Here is a 20,347-nt window from a genome sequence, read left to right on the forward strand (position 1 = left end):
ATGGCCCTTTCGGGGGGCTTCTATGGGCCATAAGTGACCCCGCGTTGCTCTATGACCCGTGGGACGAGCCCACTCCGGCTTCTTTGTAGAAGCCTTGGATGTGGGCCGCCACCAGCGCAGCCGCCGTGCCGCCGTCGTTGTTGTTCACCGCGGCGAGGATGGCCCGGTGTTCCGCCCTCAGCCTGGCGCACGTGGCACTCCAGTCGGGCAGGTTCCCTGTCAGCTCACCCGCATAGTTTTCGATCGCGCCCCGCAGCGACGCCATCATCGCACTGACGACGGCGTTTCCCGCCGCCTCGGCGAGGGCAACGTGGAAGCGGGCGTCGAGAGCCAGGAACGCGTCGACATCCTGCTCGGAATCCATCTGATCCAGCAGACCTGCGGCCTCCTCCAGCGCCGGAACACCCGTCTTGGCACGCTCCGCCGCCCAGGATTCCAGAAGGACCCGCGTCTCCACGATATCGGCCACGGGGAGATGGCGCGTGGCCACATGAAGCCGGAGGGTGGATCCCAGCGCAGAGCCCGGTTCCGCGATGACCACGGTCCCGGCGTCCTTCCCCGAACCAACGCCCGCGCGGACCACACCCATTGCTTCGAGAATCCTGACTGCTTCCCGGACGGAAGTCCGGGACACCTGCAGCTGCTCCGCCATGGTCCGCTCGCCGGGCAGGCGCCCTCCGAGCGTGAGGTCGCCGTCGGAGAGCTGCTTCTCGATCCATTGCAGGACAAGTTCGTGGGTACGCATAACGGAATACTAGTTGATGTGGTCCGACCACATGGATTACAGTGTGGTTAGACCACAGTGGCAGGACCACAGAATTCAAGGGAGAACCGCATGACCGACACCCTCGATCCCAAGATCACCGCCGCCCCCGCAAATGCCGGGAGCGACGAAAACGTGAGCCGCCCGCCCCAGCCGCGACCCGCCGTCGTGCAGCCTCCGGCACTGAAGCGCCGCATCCCCAAAGTCTCGGACCTTGCCCCGCTGATGCAGTTCAAGAAGCCGGAATTCAGCAAGACCGCACGGCTGAAGCGCGCCAGCACCATCTGGGAATTGCGGGACATCGCCAAGCGCCGCACTCCGAAGGCTCCGTTTGACTACACCGACGGTGCCGCCGAAGAAGAAATCACGCTGCGCCGGGCACGCCAGGCTTTCCAAGACATCGAGTTCCGCCCGGGCATCCTCCGGGACGTATCGCGGATCGATCTCCGCACGGACATTCTCGGCAAGGAATCACGCCTCCCCTTCGGCATCGCACCCACCGGGTTCACGCGCATGATGCAGTCCGAGGGCGAATACGCCGGCTCGCAGGCCGCTGAGGCCGCGGGTATTCCCTACACCTTGTCCACCATGGGCACCGCCTCCATCGAGGATGTCGCCACCGCTGCCCCGAACGGCCGCAACTGGTTCCAGCTCTACCTGTGGACCGACCGCGACCGCTCGCTCGAACTAATCGAACGTGCCGCCAAGGCAGGAAACGACACCCTCATGGTCACCGTGGACACTGCTGTGGCCGGGGCGCGCCTTCGCGATGTCCGCAACGGCATGACCATCCCGCCGGCGCTGACGGTGAAAACGGTCCTGGACGCGTCGTACCGTCCGGCGTGGTGGTTCAACTTCCTCACGCACGAACCCCTCACATTCGCGTCCCTCTCGCGCTACACCGGTACGGTTGCTGACCTCATCAACTCCATGTTCGACCCCACCCTCACCTATGAGGACCTGGACTGGCTCCGTGAAACCTGGAAGGGCAAGCTGGTGGTCAAGGGCATCCAGACCGTGGAAGACGCCCGCAAGGTAGTGGACCACGGCGCAGACGGAATCATCCTGTCCAACCATGGCGGCCGCCAACTGGACCGCGCACCCATCCCGTTCCACCTGCTCCCGGACGTCACCTCGGCATTGAAGGCAGACAACAGCCAGGCCGAAATCATCCTGGACACCGGCATCATGAGCGGCGCCGACATCGTGGCCGCCTTGGCCCTGGGCGCTGACTTCGCACTGATCGGCCGCGCCTACCTTTACGGCCTGATGGCCGGGGGCCGTGAAGGCGTGGACCGGACCATCCAGATCCTGGAGAAGGACATGACCCGGACCATGGCACTCCTGGGCGTCAGCAAGGTCTCGGACCTGAACCCGGACCACGTGCGGCTCCTGCAGCGCTGAGCGCAGCCAAGCACATAGACCCGAGCACAAAGCTGTAGAGGCCGTTTTGAATATTCAAAACGGCCTCTGCTTTTGGATTTGGGGAGGGGCTAGATCAGGCCCTGCGCAAGCATCGCATCGGCTACCTTGACGAAGCCACCGATATTGGCCCCCACCACGTAGTTTCCAGGCGCCCCGTATTCCTCGGCAGTCTCGGCGCAACGGTCATGGATACCCACCATGATCTCGGTGAGGCGCTGCTCGGTGTGCTCGAAAGACCAGGAGTCACGGCTGGCGTTCTGCTGCATTTCCAGCGCGGAGGTCGCAACACCGCCGGCGTTGGCGGCCTTGCCCGGACCGAACAGGATCCCAGCTTCCTGGAACACGGATACGGCCGAACGCGTGGAGGGCATGTTGGCGCCCTCGGCCACGGCGATCAGTCCATTGCTGACCAGCTTGGCTGCGGCCTCGCCGTCGAGTTCATTCTGGGTGGCGCACGGCAGCGCGACAGTACCGTTCACATCCCATACGGAACCGCCGGCAACGTGGCTGGCACCCGGCCGCCGGGCGGCGTAATCGGTGAGGCGCCCGCGCTCGACCTCCTTGATCTGGCTCAACAGCGCGACGTCGATCCCCGCCTCGTCCACGATGTAGCCGGCCGAATCGGAGCAGGCCACCACCGTGGCACCGAGGGACTGCGCCTTGGCGATGGCGTGAATGGCGACATTGCCCGACCCGGAGACCACCACACGCTGGCCGTCAAAGGACTGGCCCTTGGTCTTGAGCATCTCCTGGGCGAAAATCACGGTGCCATACCCGGTGGCTTCGGGACGGACCAGGGAACCACCCCAGGAAATGCCCTTACCCGTGAGGACGCCCGATTCGTAGCGGTTGGTGATGCGCTTGTACTGGCCAAAGAGGTAGCCGATTTCGCGGCCACCCACGCCGATATCGCCGGCCGGAACGTCGGTGTACTCGCCGATGTGACGGTATAGCTCCGTCATGAAGGACTGGCAGAAGCGCATGATTTCGGCGTCGGAACGTCCGCGGGGATCGAAGTCCGAGCCGCCTTTGCCGCCGCCGATCGGCATGCCCGTGAGGGCGTTCTTGAAGATCTGTTCGAAACCGAGGAACTTGACGATGCCCAGATACACGGAAGGGTGGAAGCGGAGTCCACCCTTGTAGGGTCCGAGCGCGGAGTTGAACTCCACCCGGAAGCCGCGGTTCACGTGGACGCGTCCGGCGTCGTCGGTCCACGGGACGCGGAAGATGATCTGGCGTTCGGGTTCGCACAGGCGTTCCAGGACGGCACCCTCCAGGAACTCGGGATGACGGTCGTGCACCGGGCCAAGGCTTTCGAAGACCTCACTGACGGCCTGGTGGAATTCCTTCTCCCCCGGGTTCCTCGCCAAAACAGTGTCGCGGACGGCTTCGAGCCTTGAATCCATGCGTCTTCCTAACCTCGGTGCGCCGGCCAGCGGCGGGACGAATCAGTCCCGCCCATGGTTGCACCCGAGGACATAGGATCTCCATCCGGAGCCAATGTGACCCTCTGGACGGAGTTAACACAACCGTAGAAAATCACCGATAAATCAAGGAACCGGAAGGTTAACAAGAACTCACAATGTGACGAGGATCACGTTAGCTGGAGGCTTCTCAGCGTTTGCGGCCGAACTTGGGGAGGTTGGGCAGATTCGGCAGATTGGCCAGCAGGTCAGCAGCCTTGGTGGCGGCACGGCCCACGGTCCGGCCGATTTGCTGGGGAACGGTATCGTCGGACGCCGGATCGAGTGAGACGGGGGTGCCGCTTGCGTGGACCTTCGCGGCTTGGTTGATTGCCTCGGGAAGGGTCGGCGTCTCAACCGGGGCGGCTGCAGGCTCGACGGCAGCCGGCGCAGCGGCAGGCGCGACGGCGGCGGGAACCGAGGGACCGACGTCGAACGTTTCGAGCCAATTGGCGACGCCGGCGAGCGGCTTGGGATTGAGCGCGTAGAAGCGCTTCTGGCCCTGGGCGCGCATGCTGACGAGATCGGCCTCGCGGAGCACCTTCAGATGCTTGGAGATAGTGGGCTGGCTCGCAGCCAGTTCCTCCACCAGTTCGCCTACTGCTTTATCCCCAGAGCGGAGGGAGACCAGGATGTCGCGCCTGGTTGCCTCAGCTATGACGGCAAATACGTCGTCAGTCACCATGCCTTACACCCTAGCGACATATACGCCGATTGGCATCCCTGTTTCGTTGTGATGCGGCGGGTTTCGTTGTGATGCGGCGGCAGTTCGTTGACCCTCCCCATGGCTGGTGCTACAACAGAGTCACGGCCCGTCCGGGCTCCCAGGGCCCCGGCCGCCCAGAGCACGGGGTGAGTGGCAATGAGTGACTTCTTTCGGCGGCACATCTTCAACATCATCGCCGCAGCCTTCCTCGCTTTGTTCGTCCTCGTGTGGACTACTGTGCTGCTGCGGGTCGGGACCTGGGTGCCCACCGGCGGCGCCAAAGCCCCCGAACTCAACGGCGCCCTGGTGACCGCGGCGGGAGTCCTGGCGACCTCGCTGAGTTCCCTGACGGCGTCGGCCTTGGGTTTCACCATCGCCGAAGTCAAGAGCGGGAACCAAAAGGCCGGCGACCCGAATCCCGTGATCCGCCCGTCAGAGGTGGCCATGAAACTCTCTGGCCGGGTGATCTTCGCCATCATGGTCTACATGACCATGGGGATGCTGGTCCTGGTGGTCTGGTTATTCAAAGGACAGGCATCCACGGATCTGATCGGTGCTTTCGCCCTGTCCCTGCTGGGCTGGCTCATCGGCGCAGCGGGAGTGGTCTTCCAAACGGAGAAGACCGAGCCCTAGCCTAAGGAGGCCCCACGAACCGCGCCTTAGTCGAACCACGGATCCAATCCATACAGCGGGAAGATTTCCTTACGGGTCGCTATGACCGTCCGGTCAACCTCGTCCGCGGGATCGTAGCCAACCTCCCAGGAGCGCCACCAGACATCAACGTCGTCACCCATCGACTCCGGTGCCGTCACTCCGTACGTTTCCTTCACATAGGTCCGCCAGGCTTCCGGCACCGGGGTGCTGAGCGGCACAGGGCGCTGCGTCACCATGCCGATCAGATGGCTCCACGCGCGCGGCACAACGCCGGTGACGTCGTAGCCGCCTCCCCCGGTGGCGATCCAACGGTTGTCGCAATAGCGGGCAGCAAGACTCGCGACGGCGGAAGCGGCCTCGCGCTGTCCGTCGATACTCAGGTTGAGGTGCGTCAGGGGATCGTTCCGATGCGAGTCGCAGCCGTGCTGGCTCACGATCACCTCAGGTTGGAAGGCTCCCACCAGCTGCGGAACCACAGCATGGAAAGCCCGCAACCAGGCGGCGTCCCCAGTGAACGTCGGAAGCGCAACGTTGACTGCTGTTCCGATCGCGTCCGGCCCACCGGTTTCGTTGGCGAAACCCGTTCCGGGGAACAGCGTGAGGCCTGTTTCGTGGAGGCTGATGGTCATGACGCGGGGGTCGTTCCAGAAAATACCCTGCGTGCCGTCCCCGTGGTGGGCGTCGACGTCGATGCTCACCACGCGCTGCACACCGCCGTCGAGCAGCCGCTGGATGGCCATGGCGACATCGTTGTAAACGCAGAATCCGCTGGCCCGCTCCCGGGCGGCGTGGTGCATGCCGCCGCTGAAGTTCACGGCCCGCACAGCGCGGCCGGAAAGGATGGTGTCAGCCGCCAGAAGCGATCCTCCGGCCAGGCGTGCGCTGGCTTCATGCATTCCTGCAAAGGCGGGGTCGTCTTCGGTGCCCAGGCCACGGTCTTCCTCCGGAGTGGACGGGTCTTCGCTGACGCGGCGCACCGCCGCCACATATCCGGGGCTGTGGACAGAAAGAAGTTCGACGTCGGTCGCGACGTTGGGTGCCTCCACCGCCACATGATGGTGTCCGAAGAGTCCCAACGATTCTGCGAGGCGGGCTGTCAGTTCCAGCCGCTGCGGAGCCATGGGATGGCCCGGACCAAAATTGTAGGCAGTCATGGCTGGATCCCACACCACCGTCGTTGGCAGTGCGGACCGCGTAATGCTGGAAGCAGCTGTTCCAAGCCTGGAGTTCATCCAGAACAGGCTACCTGAGGCTGGAACGCCTCAACGCCCGGTTACGCGCGCGAATAGTGGTTTACTACTCAGGAAAGCTTGTTTCAACCAAGGAAGAACGCCATGTCCCACAGCCAGTCGCGGTCAACGAGCCCGAGCAACTGGCAACCCATTCAGCAGGAACGCGAAGGTCTCTGGATCTTCACGCGCGTGCGTGACTTCATCGACAATATTGCCAACACCTCACCGGCGCGTTTGGCACTGACGGTGTTCGCCGTCGTCATCCTGTTCTTCACTGGATTGCTGTCCCTTCCCGCGGCCTCGACGGAAGGGGTGGTGACGCCACTGCACCAGGCTCTGTTCACTGCCGTATCGAGTGTCTGCGTCACCGGGTTGACTGTGGTTTCCACAGCCACCCATTGGACGTTTTTCGGCCAGCTCGTCATCCTGGTCGGCATCTTCGTTGGAGGCTTGGGCACCCTCACGCTGGCCTCCCTCCTGGCCCTCATGGTCAGCAAGCGGCTCGGTGTGCGCGGCAAGCTCATCGCACAGGAAGCCATGAACAATGCAGGCCGCCTGGGTGAAGTGGGTACCCTGCTCCGAATCGTGATCGTGACCTCGGTGGTCATCGAAGGGGCCCTCGCACTGGCGCTCATTCCGCGCTTCATAGTGCTCGGCGAAGACTTCTGGCAAGCGGTGTGGCACGGAGTTTTCTACTCGATCTCTTCTTTCAACAACGCCGGTTTCACGCCCCACTCGGACGGCATCGTGCCCTACGAAACCGACCTCTGGATACTTGTGCCCCTGATGCTCGGGGTCTTCCTCGGCAGCCTGGGCTTCCCGGTAGTGATGGTGCTGCAGCAGAACGGGCTCAACTGGAAGAAATGGAACCTCCACACCAAGCTCACCATCCAGGTTTCCTTTATCCTGCTCGTCGCCGGCACAGTGCTCTGGGCCATGATGGAGTGGGACAACGTGCGGACCATCGCGAACATGGACCTCGGCGACAAGATCACGCATTCGCTCTTTGCATCCGTAATGACGCGTTCGGGCGGCTTCAACCTGGTGGACCAGAACCACATGGAATCCACCACCATGCTCCTCACCGACGCACTCATGTTTGCCGGCGGCGGGTCCGCCTCCACAGCAGGTGGCATCAAAGTGACCACCATTGCCGTCATGTTCCTTGCCATCATGGCCGAAGCCCGCGGTGACGCCGATGTGAAGGTCTACGGTCGTACCATTCCCCAAGGCACCATGCGTGTGGCCATTTCGGTGATCGTTGCTGGCGCCACCTTGGTATCCGTGGCAGCATTCTTGTTGCTCTCCATCAGCGGAGCGTCACTGGATCGGGTGCTTTTCGAATCCATCTCCGCCTTCGCCACCGTGGGACTCAGCACCAACCTCAGTGCCGAGCTGCCGCCGTCGGGAGTTTATGTACTGACAGCGCTGATGTTCGCCGGACGCGTCGGCACAGTAACCCTTGCAGCCGGCCTGGCCCTGCGCCAGCGCAGCCAGCTGTTCCACTACCCGGAAGAGAGGCCAATCATTGGCTAACACCACGGGGGCTGCCAACCGCCCCGCACACAATGCCCCAGTGCTGGTCATTGGCCTGGGCCGGTTCGGCTCTGCCACAGCCGAGCAATTGGTGAAGCAGGGCCGCGAAGTTTTGGCCATCGAGCGCGACCGCACGCTGGTTCAAAAGTGGGCACCTGTGCTGACGCACGTTGTGGAGGCCGATGCCACCAACATCGATGCCCTCCGCCAATTGGGTGCCCAGGAGTTCAGCTCCGCCGTAGTGGGCGTGGGCACCTCCATTGAATCGTCCGTGCTCATCACCGTGAACCTCGTGGACCTCGGCATCCAGCACCTCTGGGTCAAGGCCATCACCCCCTCGCACGGCAAGATCCTCACCCGCATCGGCGCCAACCACGTGATCTACCCGGAGGCCGACGCCGGCGTGCGCGCCGCCCACCTGGTATCGGGCAGGATGCTGGACTTCATCGAGTTCGACGACGACTACGCAATCGTCAAGATGTACCCGCCCAAGGAAACGGTTGGCTTCACGCTGGAAGAGTCCAAGGTCCGTTCCAAATACGGTGTGACGATTGTCGGCGTGAAAACCCCCGGCGAGGACTTCACCTACGCCCGGCCGGAAACCAAAGTGTCCGGCCACGACATGTTGATCGTGTCCGGACACGTAGACCTGCTGGAGCGGTTCGCCGCCCGCCCGTAGCCACTGATTTTTGGTACAGCAAACGCCCTTCCGCCGCTCGCGGGAGGGCGTTTGCCGTAGGGAACTAGCCGAGCTGCTTGGTGATCTCCGCTGCGCGGGCCGCTGCAGCCCTGGCGCCGTCGGCAATGATCCTGGGGATCCCGCCGTCGTCAAATGCCATGATGGCGCGTTCAGTCGTGCCGTTGGGGCTCGTGACGGCGATGCGGAGCGCACGCGGGTCCGCCCCCGGTTCGGCCAGCATGAAACCTGCACCGGCCACCGTCTCGCGTGCCAGCATCAGGGAGAGTTCTTCGTCCAGGCCAAGCTCCACGCCCGCAGCAGCCATTGCTTCAGCCAAATAGAACGCGTAGGCCGGGCCCGAGCCACTGATGGCCGACAACGCGTCCACCTGCTCTTCGGGAACCTCAACCACCATGCCGGCACCGGCCAACGCCGTTTTGACCTTCTCCAGCTGTTCCGGCGTGCAGTGCGTTCCAGGCGAAACAGACACGACGCCGCGGCCCAGCCTGGCAGGGGTGTTGGGCATCGTACGGATCACCGGCTGGCCTTCCGGCAGCGCCGCCTCAAGCTGCGCGATGGAAACGGCCGCAGCGACGCTCACCACAATGGTGTCCTCCGACAATGACGGGCTGATTTCCCGGGCAAGATCCGCAATGCCCACTGGCTTCACTCCGAGGATGACCATCCCGGAACCTTTGGTGGCCAGCTTGTTGTTGTCCGGTTCTTCTTCGCCGGCGATCGCCATGACGCCGTGGCGCTGGGCAAGTTCATCGGCGCGTTCCGGCCGGCGAACCGTTGCCACGATGTCGGAGGGATCCGTGCCCGCTGCGAGCAGACCCCCCATGATTGCCTCGTTCATGGATCCACAGCCAAGGAAAGCGATTCGGTTGCTCATGGCTCCATCATTGCAGCAGACCTCGGACAGGGTCGAATGGGTTCCGGATTCACAGCTTGTTCCCAAGGTTATTGCAGGCAGTACCCATGCTTGGTCCGTAACTTAGTAGTTACCTCATTGAGGGTGCGAGTGATGAGGCGGGCATGGGGATGTCCGCCAGCAGCACCGGTGGCCGGGCGGGTTTTCCCCCATTTCCCGATTCGGCCGCCGGTGCTTTCGCATTTAAGAGCCTGTTCAGGCGCCGGCAGGCAGCCCTGAACTGTTCGCATGGCCCGCCGTGGAACGGCAGGCCAAGCGAACAACCCGGGAAATTATTGCCTAGCCACGCTCCGCGTTTGCCGGGATCGTGAGGTGCTGCCGGGCGAAACGCAGGGTTTCGGCGAGCATTTCCTCCCGCTCCCCCGCCACCTTCGCCTTGCGGGTGGAAATCTCTGCCACCACAACGCCGTCGAAGCCGGTGGCTGCCAAGTGCTGCAGGGCATCCGCGCACTGTTGGGTTCCCGTGCCAGGAACCAAGTGTTCGTCCTTGCCCGAGCCCGATCCGTCCGTCAGGTGGACGTGCCTGAGTTTGCTTCCCAGGGCCTTGATGGCTTCCAGGCTGTTGGCTCCCGCAGTGGCGGCATGCGAGAAGTCCCACGTGACGTCGTCGTAATCCTGTCCCAGCGGATCCCAGTGCGGCAGGTAAGCCACCGCTTCCCGACCCCGTACGCGCCACGGATACATGTTCTCGACGGCGATGCGAACCTGGTAGGTCGTCGCGATCTCACGGACGCCTTCAACGAAGTTCTCCGCGTAATTGGACTGCCAGCGGAAAGGCGGATGGACCACCACGGTATCGCAACCCACTTCAGCGGCCATCTGGCAGGATTTCTCGATCTTGTTCCACGCCGTGCCCCACACCTGCTGGGTCAACAGCAGGGTGGGTGCGTGGATGGAGACGATCTCCTGGTTGTAGCGGTGGCTGAGCTGGATCAGGGCAGCGGGGTCCTGGCTCACGGCGTTGTTGGTGACCATCACTTCAACGCCCTCGTAGCCCAGGTCCTGGGCGACGGCGAAAGCGTCATGGACACTCAGGGGATAGACGGAGGCGCTGGACAGCGCCACTGGGATCTGGCGGTCATTCACTTCAGGTTCGACGTCGTTGCTCATCTCAGGAGGCCAGCCCGCCTGCCGCGGGGGCTGGAATGGGGGAAGGGGCAGGGGTATTTACCGGGACCGGAAACTCTTTCACATCCGGGTGGGAATCTTCATATTCGGCGCTTCGGCCGTCTTCCTTGGCCGCTTTCTTTTTTGATTTGTCCTTCTTCCTTTTCCCCACGTGGGGTGCGGGGTCGAGGGCTTCCTCAAAAACCAATTGGTCCAGACGGCGCAGGATCAAGCCTTCCCGCAGTGCCCAAGGACAGATCTCCATGGTGGGGAATTCGAAAAGTTCCAGCGCCGCTTCAGCGACCAGGGCACCAGCCAACAGCTGGCGCGCCCGGGCATCCGAGACACCTGGGAGGTACAGCCTGTCTTCCACCGTCATGGCCGAAATCCGTTGCGCCCACAAGCCCAGGTCCGCCGCATGGAGTTCGCGCTTCACGTAGGGTCCGGCGGCGCTGGGAGCGGCGCCGGCAATACGGGCCAGTGAACGGAAGGTCTTTGATGTGCCGGCCACAAGATTAGCGCGGCCGAGTTCGTGGAAGTTGCGGACAACGGGCTTCAAGGTGGAGCGGATGTAGCGCCGGAGTTCCTTGACGCTTTTGGCGCTGGGAGGGTCGTCGTGGAGCCAGTCCCGCGTCAACCGGCTGGCACCCAGAGGGACCGAGGTGGCGAACTCCGGGAGCTCGTCTGTGCCGTAAGCCATTTCGAAGGAGCCGCCTCCGATGTCCAGGTCCAGGATCGGCCCGGCGCCCCAGCCATACCAACGGCGCACGGCGAAGAACGTCATGGAGGCTTCTTCGCTGCCTGTTAGTTCCTGGAGGGTCACAGTGGTTTCGTGCTTGACCCTGGCCAGGACCTCGGGCCCGTTGGTTGCCTCCCGTATGGCCGAGGTACAGAAGGCCAGGAGGTCCTCCGCTTTGTGGCTGGCCGCGAACTCCCAGGCCTCCAGGACGAACTCGATGAGCTCATGCTGGCCGGCGTCGTTGATGTTGCCATCACCGTCGAGGTATTGCACCAGTGACAGCGGACGCTTGTGGGAGGCGAAGGCTACCGGGCGCGCGCCGGGGTGGGCGTCCACCAGCAGAAGGTGGACGGTATTGGACCCGATGTCGAGAACGCCAAGACGCATTCTGCCATTATTCACCGATTTGAAGCCCGGTAAGCAACTTGGCGGTGACGTTTCGCCGACGCGAAGGAAGCCAGCTGCCTGGCTTACTTCTATTCCGCCTGATCTGCTGCCTCGTCCGCCCGCTTGAAGTCGCGGCGGATATTCGCGATGCCCTCAGGGTCGATTTCGAAGCCGAATTCGCTTCCCGGGTTGATGACCATGCCGAGCTCATCACCGATGTTTCCAAGGATGGCTGAACCCATGGTGCCCAGGACGTGCGGTGCGGCCTCGAGGAAGCGGTCGTCAACGCGGCTGGGGTGGCTGAACACTGCAAGAACGGGTTGTCCGTCGGCGTTCGAGAGCACCAACGGCTCAACCGAGGAGTCAGGTCCGTCAACCGCTTCCGAGCTGACGAGGTAGACCTCGTTGTTCAGGAAAGCGAGGATGACGTCCACGGGGTTCGCGTCCGGCTGGTCGGCCAAGGCGAGCTTCGCCTCGAGGTCGTTCAAGGGTCCGTTGTCCGGGGAATCCGTCTGTTCAGTCATGGTTCTACTCGACCACGATGACGGCCGGGACGCAATTCGCGAATGCTTCCCGGCCGACGTCCCGGCTACTTCCTCGCCGCGGCTTTCTTCGCCGGGGCCTTACGTGTGGTGGTCCGCTTGACCGGTCCCTTGGCCCGCTTTTCAGCCAAGAGCTCGACGGCGCGTTCCCGGGTCAGTTCCTCAAGCGAGGTTGAGCGCGGGACAGTAATGTTCGTGACGCCGTCCGTGATGTAGGGCCCGAAGCGGCCTTCCTTCACGACGATGTTCTTCTCCGACACTGGGTCAGGGCCGAACTCGGCCAAGGGCGGGACGGCTGCCCGCGCTCCACGTTGTTTGGGCTGCGAGTAGATCTCCAACGCCTGGTCCAGAGTGATCGTGAAGATTTCCTCTTCGGATCCGATGGACCGCGAGTCCGTGCCCTTCTTCAAGTACGGACCAAAACGGCCGTTCTGGACTGTAATGGGGTTGCCTTCGGCGTCCTCACCCAGGACCCTCGGAAGGCTCATGAGCTGCAGCGCTTCATCCAGGGTCACGCTGTCCACCGTCATGGATTTGAAGAGCGAACCGGTGCGCGGCTTTGCCTTGACCGGCTTCTTCGGAGGCTTGGGCTTGCCGTTCTTGTAATACTCGACCGGTTGGTTGGCCAACTGTTCCTCGGTCATTTCCGGGATGATCTCGGTGACGTAGGCACCGTAGCGACCATTCTTTGCCACAACCGTGTGACCGGTGTGCGGGTCGGTTCCCAGAACGCGTTCCTCGGGAGCGGCTGTCTCCATGAGCTCTTTGGCTTTTTCGGCCGTGAGCTCGTCGGGAGCGAGTTCCTCAGGGACATTGGCACGGGCAGACTCAACTACCTCGCCCGTCTTCTCATCCACCGTGGGGATGGAGCTCTCCAGGTAGGGTCCGAACTTGCCAACGCGCAGTGTGATGCCTTCGGCGATCGGCACCGAGTTGATTTCCCGCGCATCAATTTCGCCCAGGTTGTTGACGATGCTCAGCAGGCCGGGATCGGCGTCTTCACCGTAGTAGAAGTGCTTGAGCCAGGCGGTACCCGCTGCCTGGCCGTTGGCGATCTTGTCCAGGTCGCCTTCCATGTCGGCCGTGAACTCGTAGTCCACGTAGTCCGTGAAGTGCTGCTCCAGCAACCGGATCACCGAGAAGGCAATCCAGCTGGGAACCAGGGCAGAGCCCTGTTTCCGGACGTATCCGCGGTCCTGGATGGTGGAAATCGTGGACGCATACGTGGATGGGCGGCCGATGCCGCGCTTTTCCAGCTCTGCGGTGAGGGACGCTTCCGTGTACCGCGGGGGCGGGGACGTTTCGTGGCCAACAGCAACGATGTCCGAAGCAGTCAGGGAATCGTCCTTGGCAACGTTCGGCAGGCGGCGGGCTTCATCGGATTCGTCGTCGCCGCGGCTTTCGTCCTTGCCCTCTTCGTAGGCGGCAAGGAAGCCGGGGAACGTAATGACGGTGCCGGAGGCGGAGAACTCTGCGTCACGTCCATCGGCGGCAACTGCGCCCAGGCGGATCGTGGCAGTGGATCCCTTGGCATCGGCCATCTGCGAGGCGACGGTGCGCTTCCAGATGAGTTCGTACAACCGGAATTCGTCGCCGCTAAGCTGCTTGGCAACCTGGGCCGGAGTGCGGAAGGAGTCACCAGCGGGGCGGATGGCTTCGTGGGCTTCCTGGGCGTTGGCCGCCTTGTTTGCGTAAACGCGCGGGCTCTGGGGTACGTACTCGGGTCCGTACAGTTCAGCAGCCTGGCGGCGGGAAGCGGTCAGCGCTTCATCGCTCAGCGCCGAGGAGTCGGTACGCATATAGGTGATGTAGCCGTTTTCATACAGGCGCTGCGCGATCTGCATGGTGCTCTTGGAGGAGAACCGGAGCTTGCGGCCAGCTTCCTGCTGCAACGTCGAGGTTGTGAACGGAGCTGCGGGCCGGCGCGTGTACGGCTTGGTGTCTACGGAACGGACACGGAAATCAGCGTTTTCCAGCCCTGACGCCAGAGACGTGGCCAGTTCCTCGTTGAGATGTACAACGTTGCTGGACGTGAGCTGGCCGTTGTCGTTGAAGTCGCGGCCGCTGGCCACCTTGGCACCATCCACGGCGGCGAGCTTGGCCTTGAAGGATCCTGATCCTGCGCCGAACTGCCCCGTCAGGTCCCAGTATGAGGCTGCCCGGAAGGCCATGCGTTCGCGTTCACGGTCCACGACCATGCGGGTCACCACGGATTGCACGCGGCCCGCCGAGAGTCCGCGGGCTACTTTGCGCCACAGTACGGGGGAAATTTCATAACCGTAGAGCCGGTCGAGGATACGGCGGGTTTCCTGGGCATCGACCAGCGCCGTGTCGACGTCGCGCAGGTTGTCCATGGCCCGGTGGATGGCTTCCTTGGTGATTTCACCAAAGGTCATCCGGTATACGGGAACCTTGGGCTTCAGGACCTCCAGGAGGTGCCACGCGATGGCTTCGCCTTCGCGGTCCCCATCGGTTGCGAGGTAGAGAGCGTCAGCATCTTTCAGCTGCGCTTTGAGCTCGGCAACCTTTTTCTTCTTGTCGGGAGACACCACGTAGTAAGGCTTGAAGTCGTTTTCGATGTCCACCGCGAACTTGCCCAGCGAAGTCTTCTTCAGTTCTGCAGGGAGGTCTGACGGCTGGGGAAGATCCCGGATATGGCCGATGGAAGCCTCGACGATGAAGCCCTCGCCAAGGTACTTGGCGATGGTCTTGCTCTTGGCCGGAGACTCCACGATCACGAGTTTCTTGCCGGTTTTTGCCTTGCTGGGCACGGTGCTCCTACAGAAAAAATGTGTAATTGGGCTGCTGCCCATATTGGCCTAGTTCACCATAGTTTGCAGAATCCTGCGTTTTGGCCAGGGAAACCAGGCGGTCCTTCGGGGACCTGGGATGGTGCTATTGGCCCGGTGCCACGCGGTCGTCAGGGATCATTGACCACAAGGTTGCCATTCGCTGCGCACCCTCGGGAATCCGGGTGGGATCCTCGAGTTCGTACTCCCGCACAACCTCCCGGATCCTGTCCGCAAGCTCTTTCCTCTGCGGGTTGGTCAGGTACAGCAGGTTGCTTGAGAGGACCACGGCTGCGGGCTCCTCCCCCGTTTCCCCCCGCTGACGCCGCTCACCCCGGGCTTTGGCAAATGCCGATGCCCTGCGCCGGAAGGCGTCCAGTTCCAGGTCCACCACTGCGATCTCCGGACTGGCAACGCTGCCTCCGGAAATCGTGAAGTCCGTCCCTGCCGCTTTCCAACGCCTTTCACGGGCATCTCCCGAGTTCTCCGCCGGTGCCACAATTCCCCACTTTTGGAGAGCCCGGAGGTGGTAGCTCATGGCGCTCGGGGTCAGGCCCGTCCTGGCGGCAAGTTCGGTGGCCGTGTGGCTTACCTGGGTAGCGTAGAGCTCGGAGATGACCTCAATGCGGGCAGCATGCGCCAAGGCGCGGATAGCCTTGGGATCGGTAATCTCAACCGTCTTCTCTGCCCGCTTCCGCCGCGGGGCGTCTCCCGACGTTTGGGATGTCTCGTTGTTCGCAATCACTTCATCAGTGTAGTCAGGGTCACTATCGGGGCGACCGGACGTCGACGGGCGCGGCACGCCTGGGCCATTCATGAGCCGTACCGCTCCGGGTCGGGAAGCAGGAAACCATCGAGGACCAGGTTGGTGACCTCGCTGAACAATCCCTCACGGAAAACACCTTCGTCGAAGGTATCGTCTCCGCCCAGCAATGCCACCAAGGCAGAAACGATCTGCCTGACAGACAGCTGCCCATCGCAGGCTGAAACAAAGCCGGCCAGTTCCGTGCTCAGCAGGTTGGTACGCCGCAGACCGGCCCCCTGACGCAGGAGGATGACACCCGGATGGGCTGCTCCAGGCCGTTGGTGGCGTTCCTCGGTCACGTCCTCGGCCACTATGAGATGCGCCTCCGGGATGGGGTGCGCGGACACCCAGTCCGCCCTCTCCACCGCGGAACCCAGATGTGGCCCAATCGGCTGCTCTATGGGATAGGTGATTTCCTCGAAGCGGTTGATAACGGCACCGTGCCCGGCCTCGGGGCGGCGCAGCAGGATCATGCCGAAACCGATTCCCTCGACATTCCGGGAAGCGAAGTCGCTGAGGTAGGCGGCGTAGGCGTCCTTGTAATGGCCGCCTTCACGGTTCTGCGAGGCGTCCTGCAGCCACGTTTCAGCGTACTGCTCTGGGCCAACCTGCTCGCGTTGGATAAACCACACATCCAAACCTGAATCCTTCAGCCAGGCCTTCGGACGGTCTTTCCAGTCCGCCCCCGCGGCAATCTCCCAGTTGCCCAGCATCTGCGCGGTACCGCCCGGTTCGAGGACGGAGGCGAGGGACTGCACGAGTGATGCCACGATCCCGTCACCTGCCAATCCGCCGTCCCTGTAGGTGAATTGCTCGGCAGAGGACTCACCGCCGGTGCGGGGAGTGATCACGAACGGCGGGTTGGACACCACCAGACCGAACAGTTCCCCGGCCACCGGATCCAGCAGCGAGCCCAGCCTCAAGCTCACGCGGGCTTCCAGGTTGTCGGGGTCCAAGTCCAGCTCAGTGGCGTTGAGCAGGAGATTGAAGCGGGTGAAGGCGAGCGCCCGGGGGGAGATATCCGTGGCCGTGACATGCTCACAGTGGTGCAGGAGGTGGAATGTCTGGATCCCGCAGCCCGTACCCAGATCCAACGCGCGTACGGTGTGGCGCCGGGACGTGGTCTGGACAAGCGTTGTGGAGGCCCGGCCAATCCCCAGGACGTGATCGTGCCTCAAAACCCCTGGCTGCTGATGGGCAGCGAGGTCGCTGGCCACCCACAGTTCCGCTCCACCGGTGCCGTCCGCGTTGGCATCCCAGCCATAGGGACGAAGGTCCACCCTGGCCTGGACCAGCCCGGACTCAACAGTTACAAGTCCCAGACTTTCCAGTCCGCTCGACCCGGTTCCGGTCAGTGCGGCATCGACGTCAGCGACATTTTGCGGAACCGCCAAAAGCCACAGGCGGACAATGACGGCCAGCGCCCGGACGGCGGGGTCTTCGGAGAGAAGCTGACGTTCACTGGCCAACAGGGCGGGAACGAGCTGGTCCCGGGACAGCGCTTCCGAGGCTGACCCGCCCAGGAGCCCGGCCACTCCGTCCACGGTGTAGGAGATGTCACGAAGGTCCGAGGAGAGGGCCAGAAGAAGGTCCGGCTGGTCGCTGCGGGGAGCATCGTCAGTATTGCCGGCGGTAAACAAGGAAGCTGTGTCAGTCACCTTGCCAGTGTAGGTGCGGCACAGCTGCCCATGGGTTCGTCGTTCGCCCTATGTGGACAAAGCACGCCTTCCGAACCCGGTAGCGTTGGATCCATGCTCACTTTCTCCACTGCAAGGCGCCTTGCCGGCCTTGTTTCCATCGCTGCTGCCGCACTGCTGGGGGTCTCAGCCTGCCAGGCTCCGGTCAACATCCAGGATGCCGACGTCCCTGCGTGGAAGGAGAAAGTCCTCCCCGCTACCAGCACCGGTGTGTTGGAGGATTCAGGCAAAATCCTCAACCGGGATCCGCTTGTTAAGGAGTCCGCCGACGTTCCGGCCGGAAATTACACGCTCACCATGGCATGCGATGGCGGCGGCAAGGCCTACTTCGCGGTTTCTTCGGGCGGGAAGAAGATCACCGACGCCGCGGCAGCCTGCAACGCCAGCCTCGATGTGGTGAAGATCAAGGTGCCCGGAAACGGCCCTGTCAGCATCTCAACCAGCAGCGTTGACGCTCCTCTGATCTTCGCCTACCACCTGGTCCCTTCGGGCAGCTAGAACACCGCCACAACGATCCCCGGGGCGGCCTTCAGCCGGAGCCCGCACGGGCGTAAAGTCAGCTCATGGGCAGCAAGGCAGCTCCCTCCGTAACGGCGCAGCGGCTGGCGAGGGCCGCCGTCGCACTCCTTGTGCTCTGCGGAAGCGTCAGCGCCTGCGAATATACGTACGAAGACGGCAGCAGGGCCGCGAGCAGTCCCGGCCCGACGTCCACCAACGTGGTTCTCCCGCCGGATCCAGCTCTGGAATCAACGGTCACCGGCAAGGCCCTGGATGAGTGGGCCACGGCCGCTCTGCCCGAATCCCAAGGGCAGGCGTTCTATTCAAGCAGCGGCTCCCTGGCCGCCGGCGAGTCAAGGACTGAGCAGACAGTCCAGCTGCCGGGCGGCACGTATGCGGTGACGTTGGCTTGCCGGGGCACGCGGCGGGTTTCGTTTTCGGTCAAAGTGGGCGAGGCAGAACTCGTCGATCTGACGCTGGGATGTGCCAACGCCCGGGTCAGCGTGGTCCAGCTGGAAAAGGACGCCGTGCTTGCCATTACCGTCGGGGCAGGCGCGGATGCGAACTTTGCGTATCGGGTAAGCAGGCTATGAGCTTTCGCTCAGGCCGCGTCGCAGCCACCGGGGCAGCGGAGCGTTTCCGGGCTTGACGCACATTCGGCGCAGTACAGAGTGAGCGTGCGGCAACTGGGGTTGGAGCAATTCTCGAACTTGTTGGTGGGCGATGCGCACCTCACGCACTCGCCGATGGTCTTGGCGTCTTCGCTGAATTCGACGTGCATGCGCTTGTCGAACACGTAGAGGGAGCCTTCCCAGAGGCCTTGGTCCTTGAACGTTTCTCCGTAGCGGACAATGCCGCCATCCAACTGGTAAACCTCTTTGAAGCCCCGGTTGACCATCAGGCTGGAGAGCACCTCGCAACGGATTCCACCGGTGCAGTAAGTCACCACCGGCTTGTCCTTGAGGTCGTCGTACTTGCCGGAATCGAGTTCCTTGATGAAGTCGTGGGTGGTATCCACATCCGGCACGATCGCATCCTTGAACTTGCCGATTTGGGCTTCGAACGCATTGCGGCCGTCAAAGAACACGACGTCGTCGCCGCCGGCCTTTTTCGCATCCACCAAGGCGTGAAGTTCCTCGGGCTGCAGGTGCTTGCCGCCGCCCACAACACCGTTCTCATCCACCTTCAACTCGCCCGGCGCGCCAAACGAAACGATTTCGTCGCGGACCTTGACGCTGAGCCGTGGGAAATCCGCGGCGCTGCCCTCTGACCATTTGAAGTCGATCCCGTGGAAACCCTTGTACTCCCGGGTGGTTTTGACGTACTGCTTCATGTTGTTCAGTTCGCCGCCCACGGTGGCGTTGATGCCGTCCTTGGAAATGAGGATCCTGCCCGTGAGGCCCAGCTTTTCGCAGAGGGCGCGCTGCCACAGACGCACGGCGTCCGGGTCGGCGATCGGGGTAAAGCCATAGAAGAGCACAATTCGGTTCAAAGCCACTGTTAAAGGGTACTTGGTGCAGTAAAATCCGGTTGCGCCGGAGGGACTACGTCACAATTCAATAAGCAACGATCCTTCCGCTGACCTCGCTCTGTTCCTTCAGGGAGCGCTGGCATACTCTCTCTACATGAGTCCAGACGCCTTGGTTGAAGACATTGCTCACCTCTTGGAAGTCTGGGTGGCCGGCTGGTCCGGCTGCCGGGGCTATGAGTCACGCCAAGAGGGACGCTTCCCTGCCGCACTTCGCGCCGACAAGACAGGTGACTGGGAATATTTCGCCCACGACCCCTCCGACGAAGAGTTCGCTGTCCTGGCGGGCAAAACCGCAGAAGCCCCCACCCGGATCCTGACGGTGCTCACCAACGACGTCCAACGGTATAAGTACCTGGCCGAACAACAGGGCCTGAAAGTGACGTCCGCTTCCCAGACCATGATGATCGTCGACATGGAAACCCAGGATGCCGAGGACCCCTGGCTTCCCGACGACGACCTTGAACTTGCCACCTCCGAATCCAACGGGGTCCACTACGCAGTGGTGCATTCCGGCGAAGAAGTGGCTGCCAGCGGCAGGGTGTATGTGGTGGACGGCACCGCCGTATTCGACAAGATCGTCACCGAACCCAGGTTCCAGCGCCGCGGACTGGGCAGCTTCATCATGAAGGCACTCGCCGCCCAGGCTTTCTCCCACGACGTCGAGAACGGCCTCCTCCTGGCCTCCCTTGATGGCCAGAAGCTCTACTCGCACCTTGGCTGGGACGTCGTGTGCCATGTGCTCATGATGTCGGCCAGCGGAGTGGATGGCTCGGACCTCTCCGGAGCCTGACGTTTGCCGCTTGGCGGCCGGGCTCGACGACGGCTCCCCCGGTGGGCCGCCGTCGGCGTCTCCGTAGAGT

At 62.9% G+C, this 20,347-nt stretch carries 19 protein-coding genes; 7 read left to right on the forward strand and 12 right to left on the reverse strand.

The window, feature by feature from the left end; translation table 11 throughout:
• Positions 1–49 precede the first annotated feature (49 nt).
• Complete coding sequence (locus HMI60_RS15940) at positions 50–745, reverse strand: FadR/GntR family transcriptional regulator (protein ID WP_110503688.1); 696 nt, start codon at positions 743–745, stop codon at positions 50–52.
• A gap of 90 nt (positions 746–835) precedes the next feature.
• Here HMI60_RS15940 and HMI60_RS15945 point away from each other — a divergent pair, with 90 nt between their 5' ends.
• Complete coding sequence (locus tag HMI60_RS15945) at positions 836–2,167, forward strand: alpha-hydroxy acid oxidase (RefSeq protein WP_018777007.1); 1,332 nt, start codon at positions 836–838, stop codon at positions 2,165–2,167.
• An 89-nt stretch (positions 2,168–2,256) separates the two neighbouring features.
• Here the strand turns inward: HMI60_RS15945 and gdhA are convergent, their stop codons facing one another.
• Both gdhA and HMI60_RS15955 read right to left on the reverse strand, forming a co-directional pair.
• A complete protein-coding gene (gene gdhA / locus HMI60_RS15950) occupies positions 2,257–3,594 on the reverse strand; it encodes an NADP-specific glutamate dehydrogenase (RefSeq protein ID WP_055971149.1) in 1,338 nt (445 codons plus the stop codon).
• Positions 3,595–3,802: 208 nt separating this feature from the next.
• Positions 3,803–4,336, reverse strand: coding sequence for a helix-turn-helix transcriptional regulator (locus HMI60_RS15955; protein WP_018777009.1), 534 nt, complete (start codon positions 4,334–4,336; stop codon positions 3,803–3,805).
• 177 nt (positions 4,337–4,513) lie between these two features.
• On the opposite strand from HMI60_RS15955, the gene HMI60_RS15960 reads away from it, so the two are divergent.
• Complete coding sequence (locus tag HMI60_RS15960) at positions 4,514–4,990, forward strand: hypothetical protein (RefSeq protein WP_110503687.1); 477 nt, start codon at positions 4,514–4,516, stop codon at positions 4,988–4,990.
• A gap of 26 nt (positions 4,991–5,016) precedes the next feature.
• Here HMI60_RS15960 and HMI60_RS15965 read toward each other — a convergent pair whose 3' ends face one another.
• Positions 5,017–6,243 carry an acetoin utilization protein AcuC gene (locus HMI60_RS15965; RefSeq protein WP_018777011.1) on the reverse strand — a complete coding sequence of 409 codons (1,227 nt, stop codon included), beginning with the start codon at positions 6,241–6,243 and terminating at the stop codon, positions 5,017–5,019.
• Positions 6,244–6,345: 102 nt separating this feature from the next.
• Between HMI60_RS15965 and HMI60_RS15970 the strand changes: the two genes are divergently transcribed.
• Together HMI60_RS15970 and HMI60_RS15975 are read left to right on the forward strand one after the other, a co-directional pair.
• On the forward strand, positions 6,346–7,779 hold the full coding sequence (locus HMI60_RS15970; RefSeq protein ID WP_018777012.1) for a TrkH family potassium uptake protein: 1,434 nt from the start codon (positions 6,346–6,348) through the stop codon (positions 7,777–7,779).
• A gap of 40 nt (positions 7,780–7,819) precedes the next feature.
• Positions 7,820–8,458 carry a TrkA family potassium uptake protein gene (locus tag HMI60_RS15975; RefSeq protein WP_011775951.1) on the forward strand — a complete coding sequence of 213 codons (639 nt, stop codon included), beginning with the start codon at positions 7,820–7,822 and terminating at the stop codon, positions 8,456–8,458.
• 64 nt (positions 8,459–8,522) lie between these two features.
• Here HMI60_RS15975 and proC read toward each other — a convergent pair whose 3' ends face one another.
• The 7 genes from proC to HMI60_RS16010 form a co-directional block, all read right to left on the reverse strand.
• On the reverse strand, positions 8,523–9,353 hold the full coding sequence (proC, locus tag HMI60_RS15980; protein ID WP_110503686.1) for a pyrroline-5-carboxylate reductase: 831 nt from the start codon (positions 9,351–9,353) through the stop codon (positions 8,523–8,525).
• A 318-nt stretch (positions 9,354–9,671) separates the two neighbouring features.
• A complete protein-coding gene (locus tag HMI60_RS15985; protein WP_018777014.1) occupies positions 9,672–10,502 on the reverse strand; it encodes a sugar phosphate isomerase/epimerase in 831 nt (276 codons plus the stop codon).
• A 1-nt stretch (position 10,503) separates the two neighbouring features.
• The gene (locus HMI60_RS15990; RefSeq protein ID WP_018777015.1) at positions 10,504–11,625 is read right to left on the reverse strand and encodes a Ppx/GppA phosphatase family protein; all 1,122 of its coding nucleotides are present in this window, start codon (positions 11,623–11,625) and stop codon (positions 10,504–10,506) included.
• Positions 11,626–11,714: 89 nt separating this feature from the next.
• The gene (locus HMI60_RS15995; protein ID WP_018777016.1) at positions 11,715–12,149 is read right to left on the reverse strand and encodes an SseB family protein; all 435 of its coding nucleotides are present in this window, start codon (positions 12,147–12,149) and stop codon (positions 11,715–11,717) included.
• A gap of 65 nt (positions 12,150–12,214) precedes the next feature.
• Positions 12,215–14,938, reverse strand: a complete 2,724-nt coding sequence (gene topA, locus HMI60_RS16000; protein WP_018777017.1) for a type I DNA topoisomerase — start codon at positions 14,936–14,938, stop codon at positions 12,215–12,217.
• A 124-nt stretch (positions 14,939–15,062) separates the two neighbouring features.
• Positions 15,063–15,773, reverse strand: coding sequence for a helix-turn-helix transcriptional regulator (locus HMI60_RS16005; RefSeq protein WP_026267060.1), 711 nt, complete (start codon positions 15,771–15,773; stop codon positions 15,063–15,065).
• A complete protein-coding gene (locus HMI60_RS16010) occupies positions 15,770–17,419 on the reverse strand; it encodes a methyltransferase (RefSeq protein ID WP_227453560.1) in 1,650 nt (549 codons plus the stop codon). The genes HMI60_RS16005 and HMI60_RS16010 overlap by 4 nt, the downstream gene beginning before the upstream one ends.
• A gap of 93 nt (positions 17,420–17,512) precedes the next feature.
• On the opposite strand from HMI60_RS16010, the gene HMI60_RS16015 reads away from it, so the two are divergent.
• Together HMI60_RS16015 and HMI60_RS16020 are read left to right on the forward strand one after the other, a co-directional pair.
• Positions 17,513–17,956, forward strand: coding sequence for a hypothetical protein (locus tag HMI60_RS16015; RefSeq protein ID WP_193589968.1), 444 nt, complete (start codon positions 17,513–17,515; stop codon positions 17,954–17,956).
• Between the two features lie 65 nt (positions 17,957–18,021).
• On the forward strand, positions 18,022–18,549 hold the full coding sequence (locus HMI60_RS16020; RefSeq protein ID WP_018777021.1) for a hypothetical protein: 528 nt from the start codon (positions 18,022–18,024) through the stop codon (positions 18,547–18,549).
• A gap of 8 nt (positions 18,550–18,557) precedes the next feature.
• On the opposite strand, the gene HMI60_RS16025 is transcribed toward HMI60_RS16020, so the two are convergent.
• Complete coding sequence (locus tag HMI60_RS16025) at positions 18,558–19,454, reverse strand: rhodanese-related sulfurtransferase (protein WP_055971129.1); 897 nt, start codon at positions 19,452–19,454, stop codon at positions 18,558–18,560.
• Between the two features lie 127 nt (positions 19,455–19,581).
• On the opposite strand from HMI60_RS16025, the gene HMI60_RS16030 reads away from it, so the two are divergent.
• Positions 19,582–20,277 (forward strand): GNAT family N-acetyltransferase, encoded by a 696-nt coding sequence (locus tag HMI60_RS16030; protein ID WP_026267063.1) that lies wholly within the window; start codon positions 19,582–19,584, stop codon positions 20,275–20,277.
• The last annotated feature ends 70 nt before the right edge of the window (positions 20,278–20,347 follow it).

This window comes from Paenarthrobacter sp. YJN-D (assembly GCF_015040335.1).
Classification (GTDB): domain Bacteria; phylum Actinomycetota; class Actinomycetes; order Actinomycetales; family Micrococcaceae; genus Arthrobacter; species Arthrobacter nicotinovorans.

Bases quoted from the DNA above. Each gene is read 5' to 3' on its own strand.
- HMI60_RS15940 (WP_110503688.1), bottom strand. From the start codon at position 745: ATGCGTACCCACGAACTTGTCCTGCAATGGATCGAGAAGCAGCTCTCC.
- HMI60_RS16020 (WP_018777021.1), top strand. From the start codon at position 18,022: ATGGGCAGCAAGGCAGCTCCCTCCGTAACGGCGCAGCGGCTGGCGAGG.
- HMI60_RS15965 (WP_018777011.1), bottom strand. From the start codon at position 6,243: ATGAACTCCAGGCTTGGAACAGCTGCTTCCAGCATTACGCGGTCCGCA.
- HMI60_RS16030 (WP_026267063.1), top strand. From the start codon at position 19,582: ATGAGTCCAGACGCCTTGGTTGAAGACATTGCTCACCTCTTGGAAGTC.
- HMI60_RS15945 (WP_018777007.1), top strand. From the start codon at position 836: ATGACCGACACCCTCGATCCCAAGATCACCGCCGCCCCCGCAAATGCC.
- HMI60_RS15970 (WP_018777012.1), top strand. From the start codon at position 6,346: ATGTCCCACAGCCAGTCGCGGTCAACGAGCCCGAGCAACTGGCAACCC.
- HMI60_RS15985 (WP_018777014.1), bottom strand. From the start codon at position 10,502: ATGAGCAACGACGTCGAACCTGAAGTGAATGACCGCCAGATCCCAGTG.
- HMI60_RS15960 (WP_110503687.1), top strand. From the start codon at position 4,514: ATGAGTGACTTCTTTCGGCGGCACATCTTCAACATCATCGCCGCAGCC.
- proC (WP_110503686.1), bottom strand. From the start codon at position 9,353: ATGAGCAACCGAATCGCTTTCCTTGGCTGTGGATCCATGAACGAGGCA.
- HMI60_RS16015 (WP_193589968.1), top strand. From the start codon at position 17,513: ATGCTCACTTTCTCCACTGCAAGGCGCCTTGCCGGCCTTGTTTCCATC.
- HMI60_RS15990 (WP_018777015.1), bottom strand. From the start codon at position 11,625: ATGCGTCTTGGCGTTCTCGACATCGGGTCCAATACCGTCCACCTTCTG.
- gdhA (WP_055971149.1), bottom strand. From the start codon at position 3,594: ATGGATTCAAGGCTCGAAGCCGTCCGCGACACTGTTTTGGCGAGGAAC.
- HMI60_RS16005 (WP_026267060.1), bottom strand. From the start codon at position 15,773: ATGAATGGCCCAGGCGTGCCGCGCCCGTCGACGTCCGGTCGCCCCGAT.
- HMI60_RS15955 (WP_018777009.1), bottom strand. From the start codon at position 4,336: ATGGTGACTGACGACGTATTTGCCGTCATAGCTGAGGCAACCAGGCGC.
- HMI60_RS15995 (WP_018777016.1), bottom strand. From the start codon at position 12,149: ATGACTGAACAGACGGATTCCCCGGACAACGGACCCTTGAACGACCTC.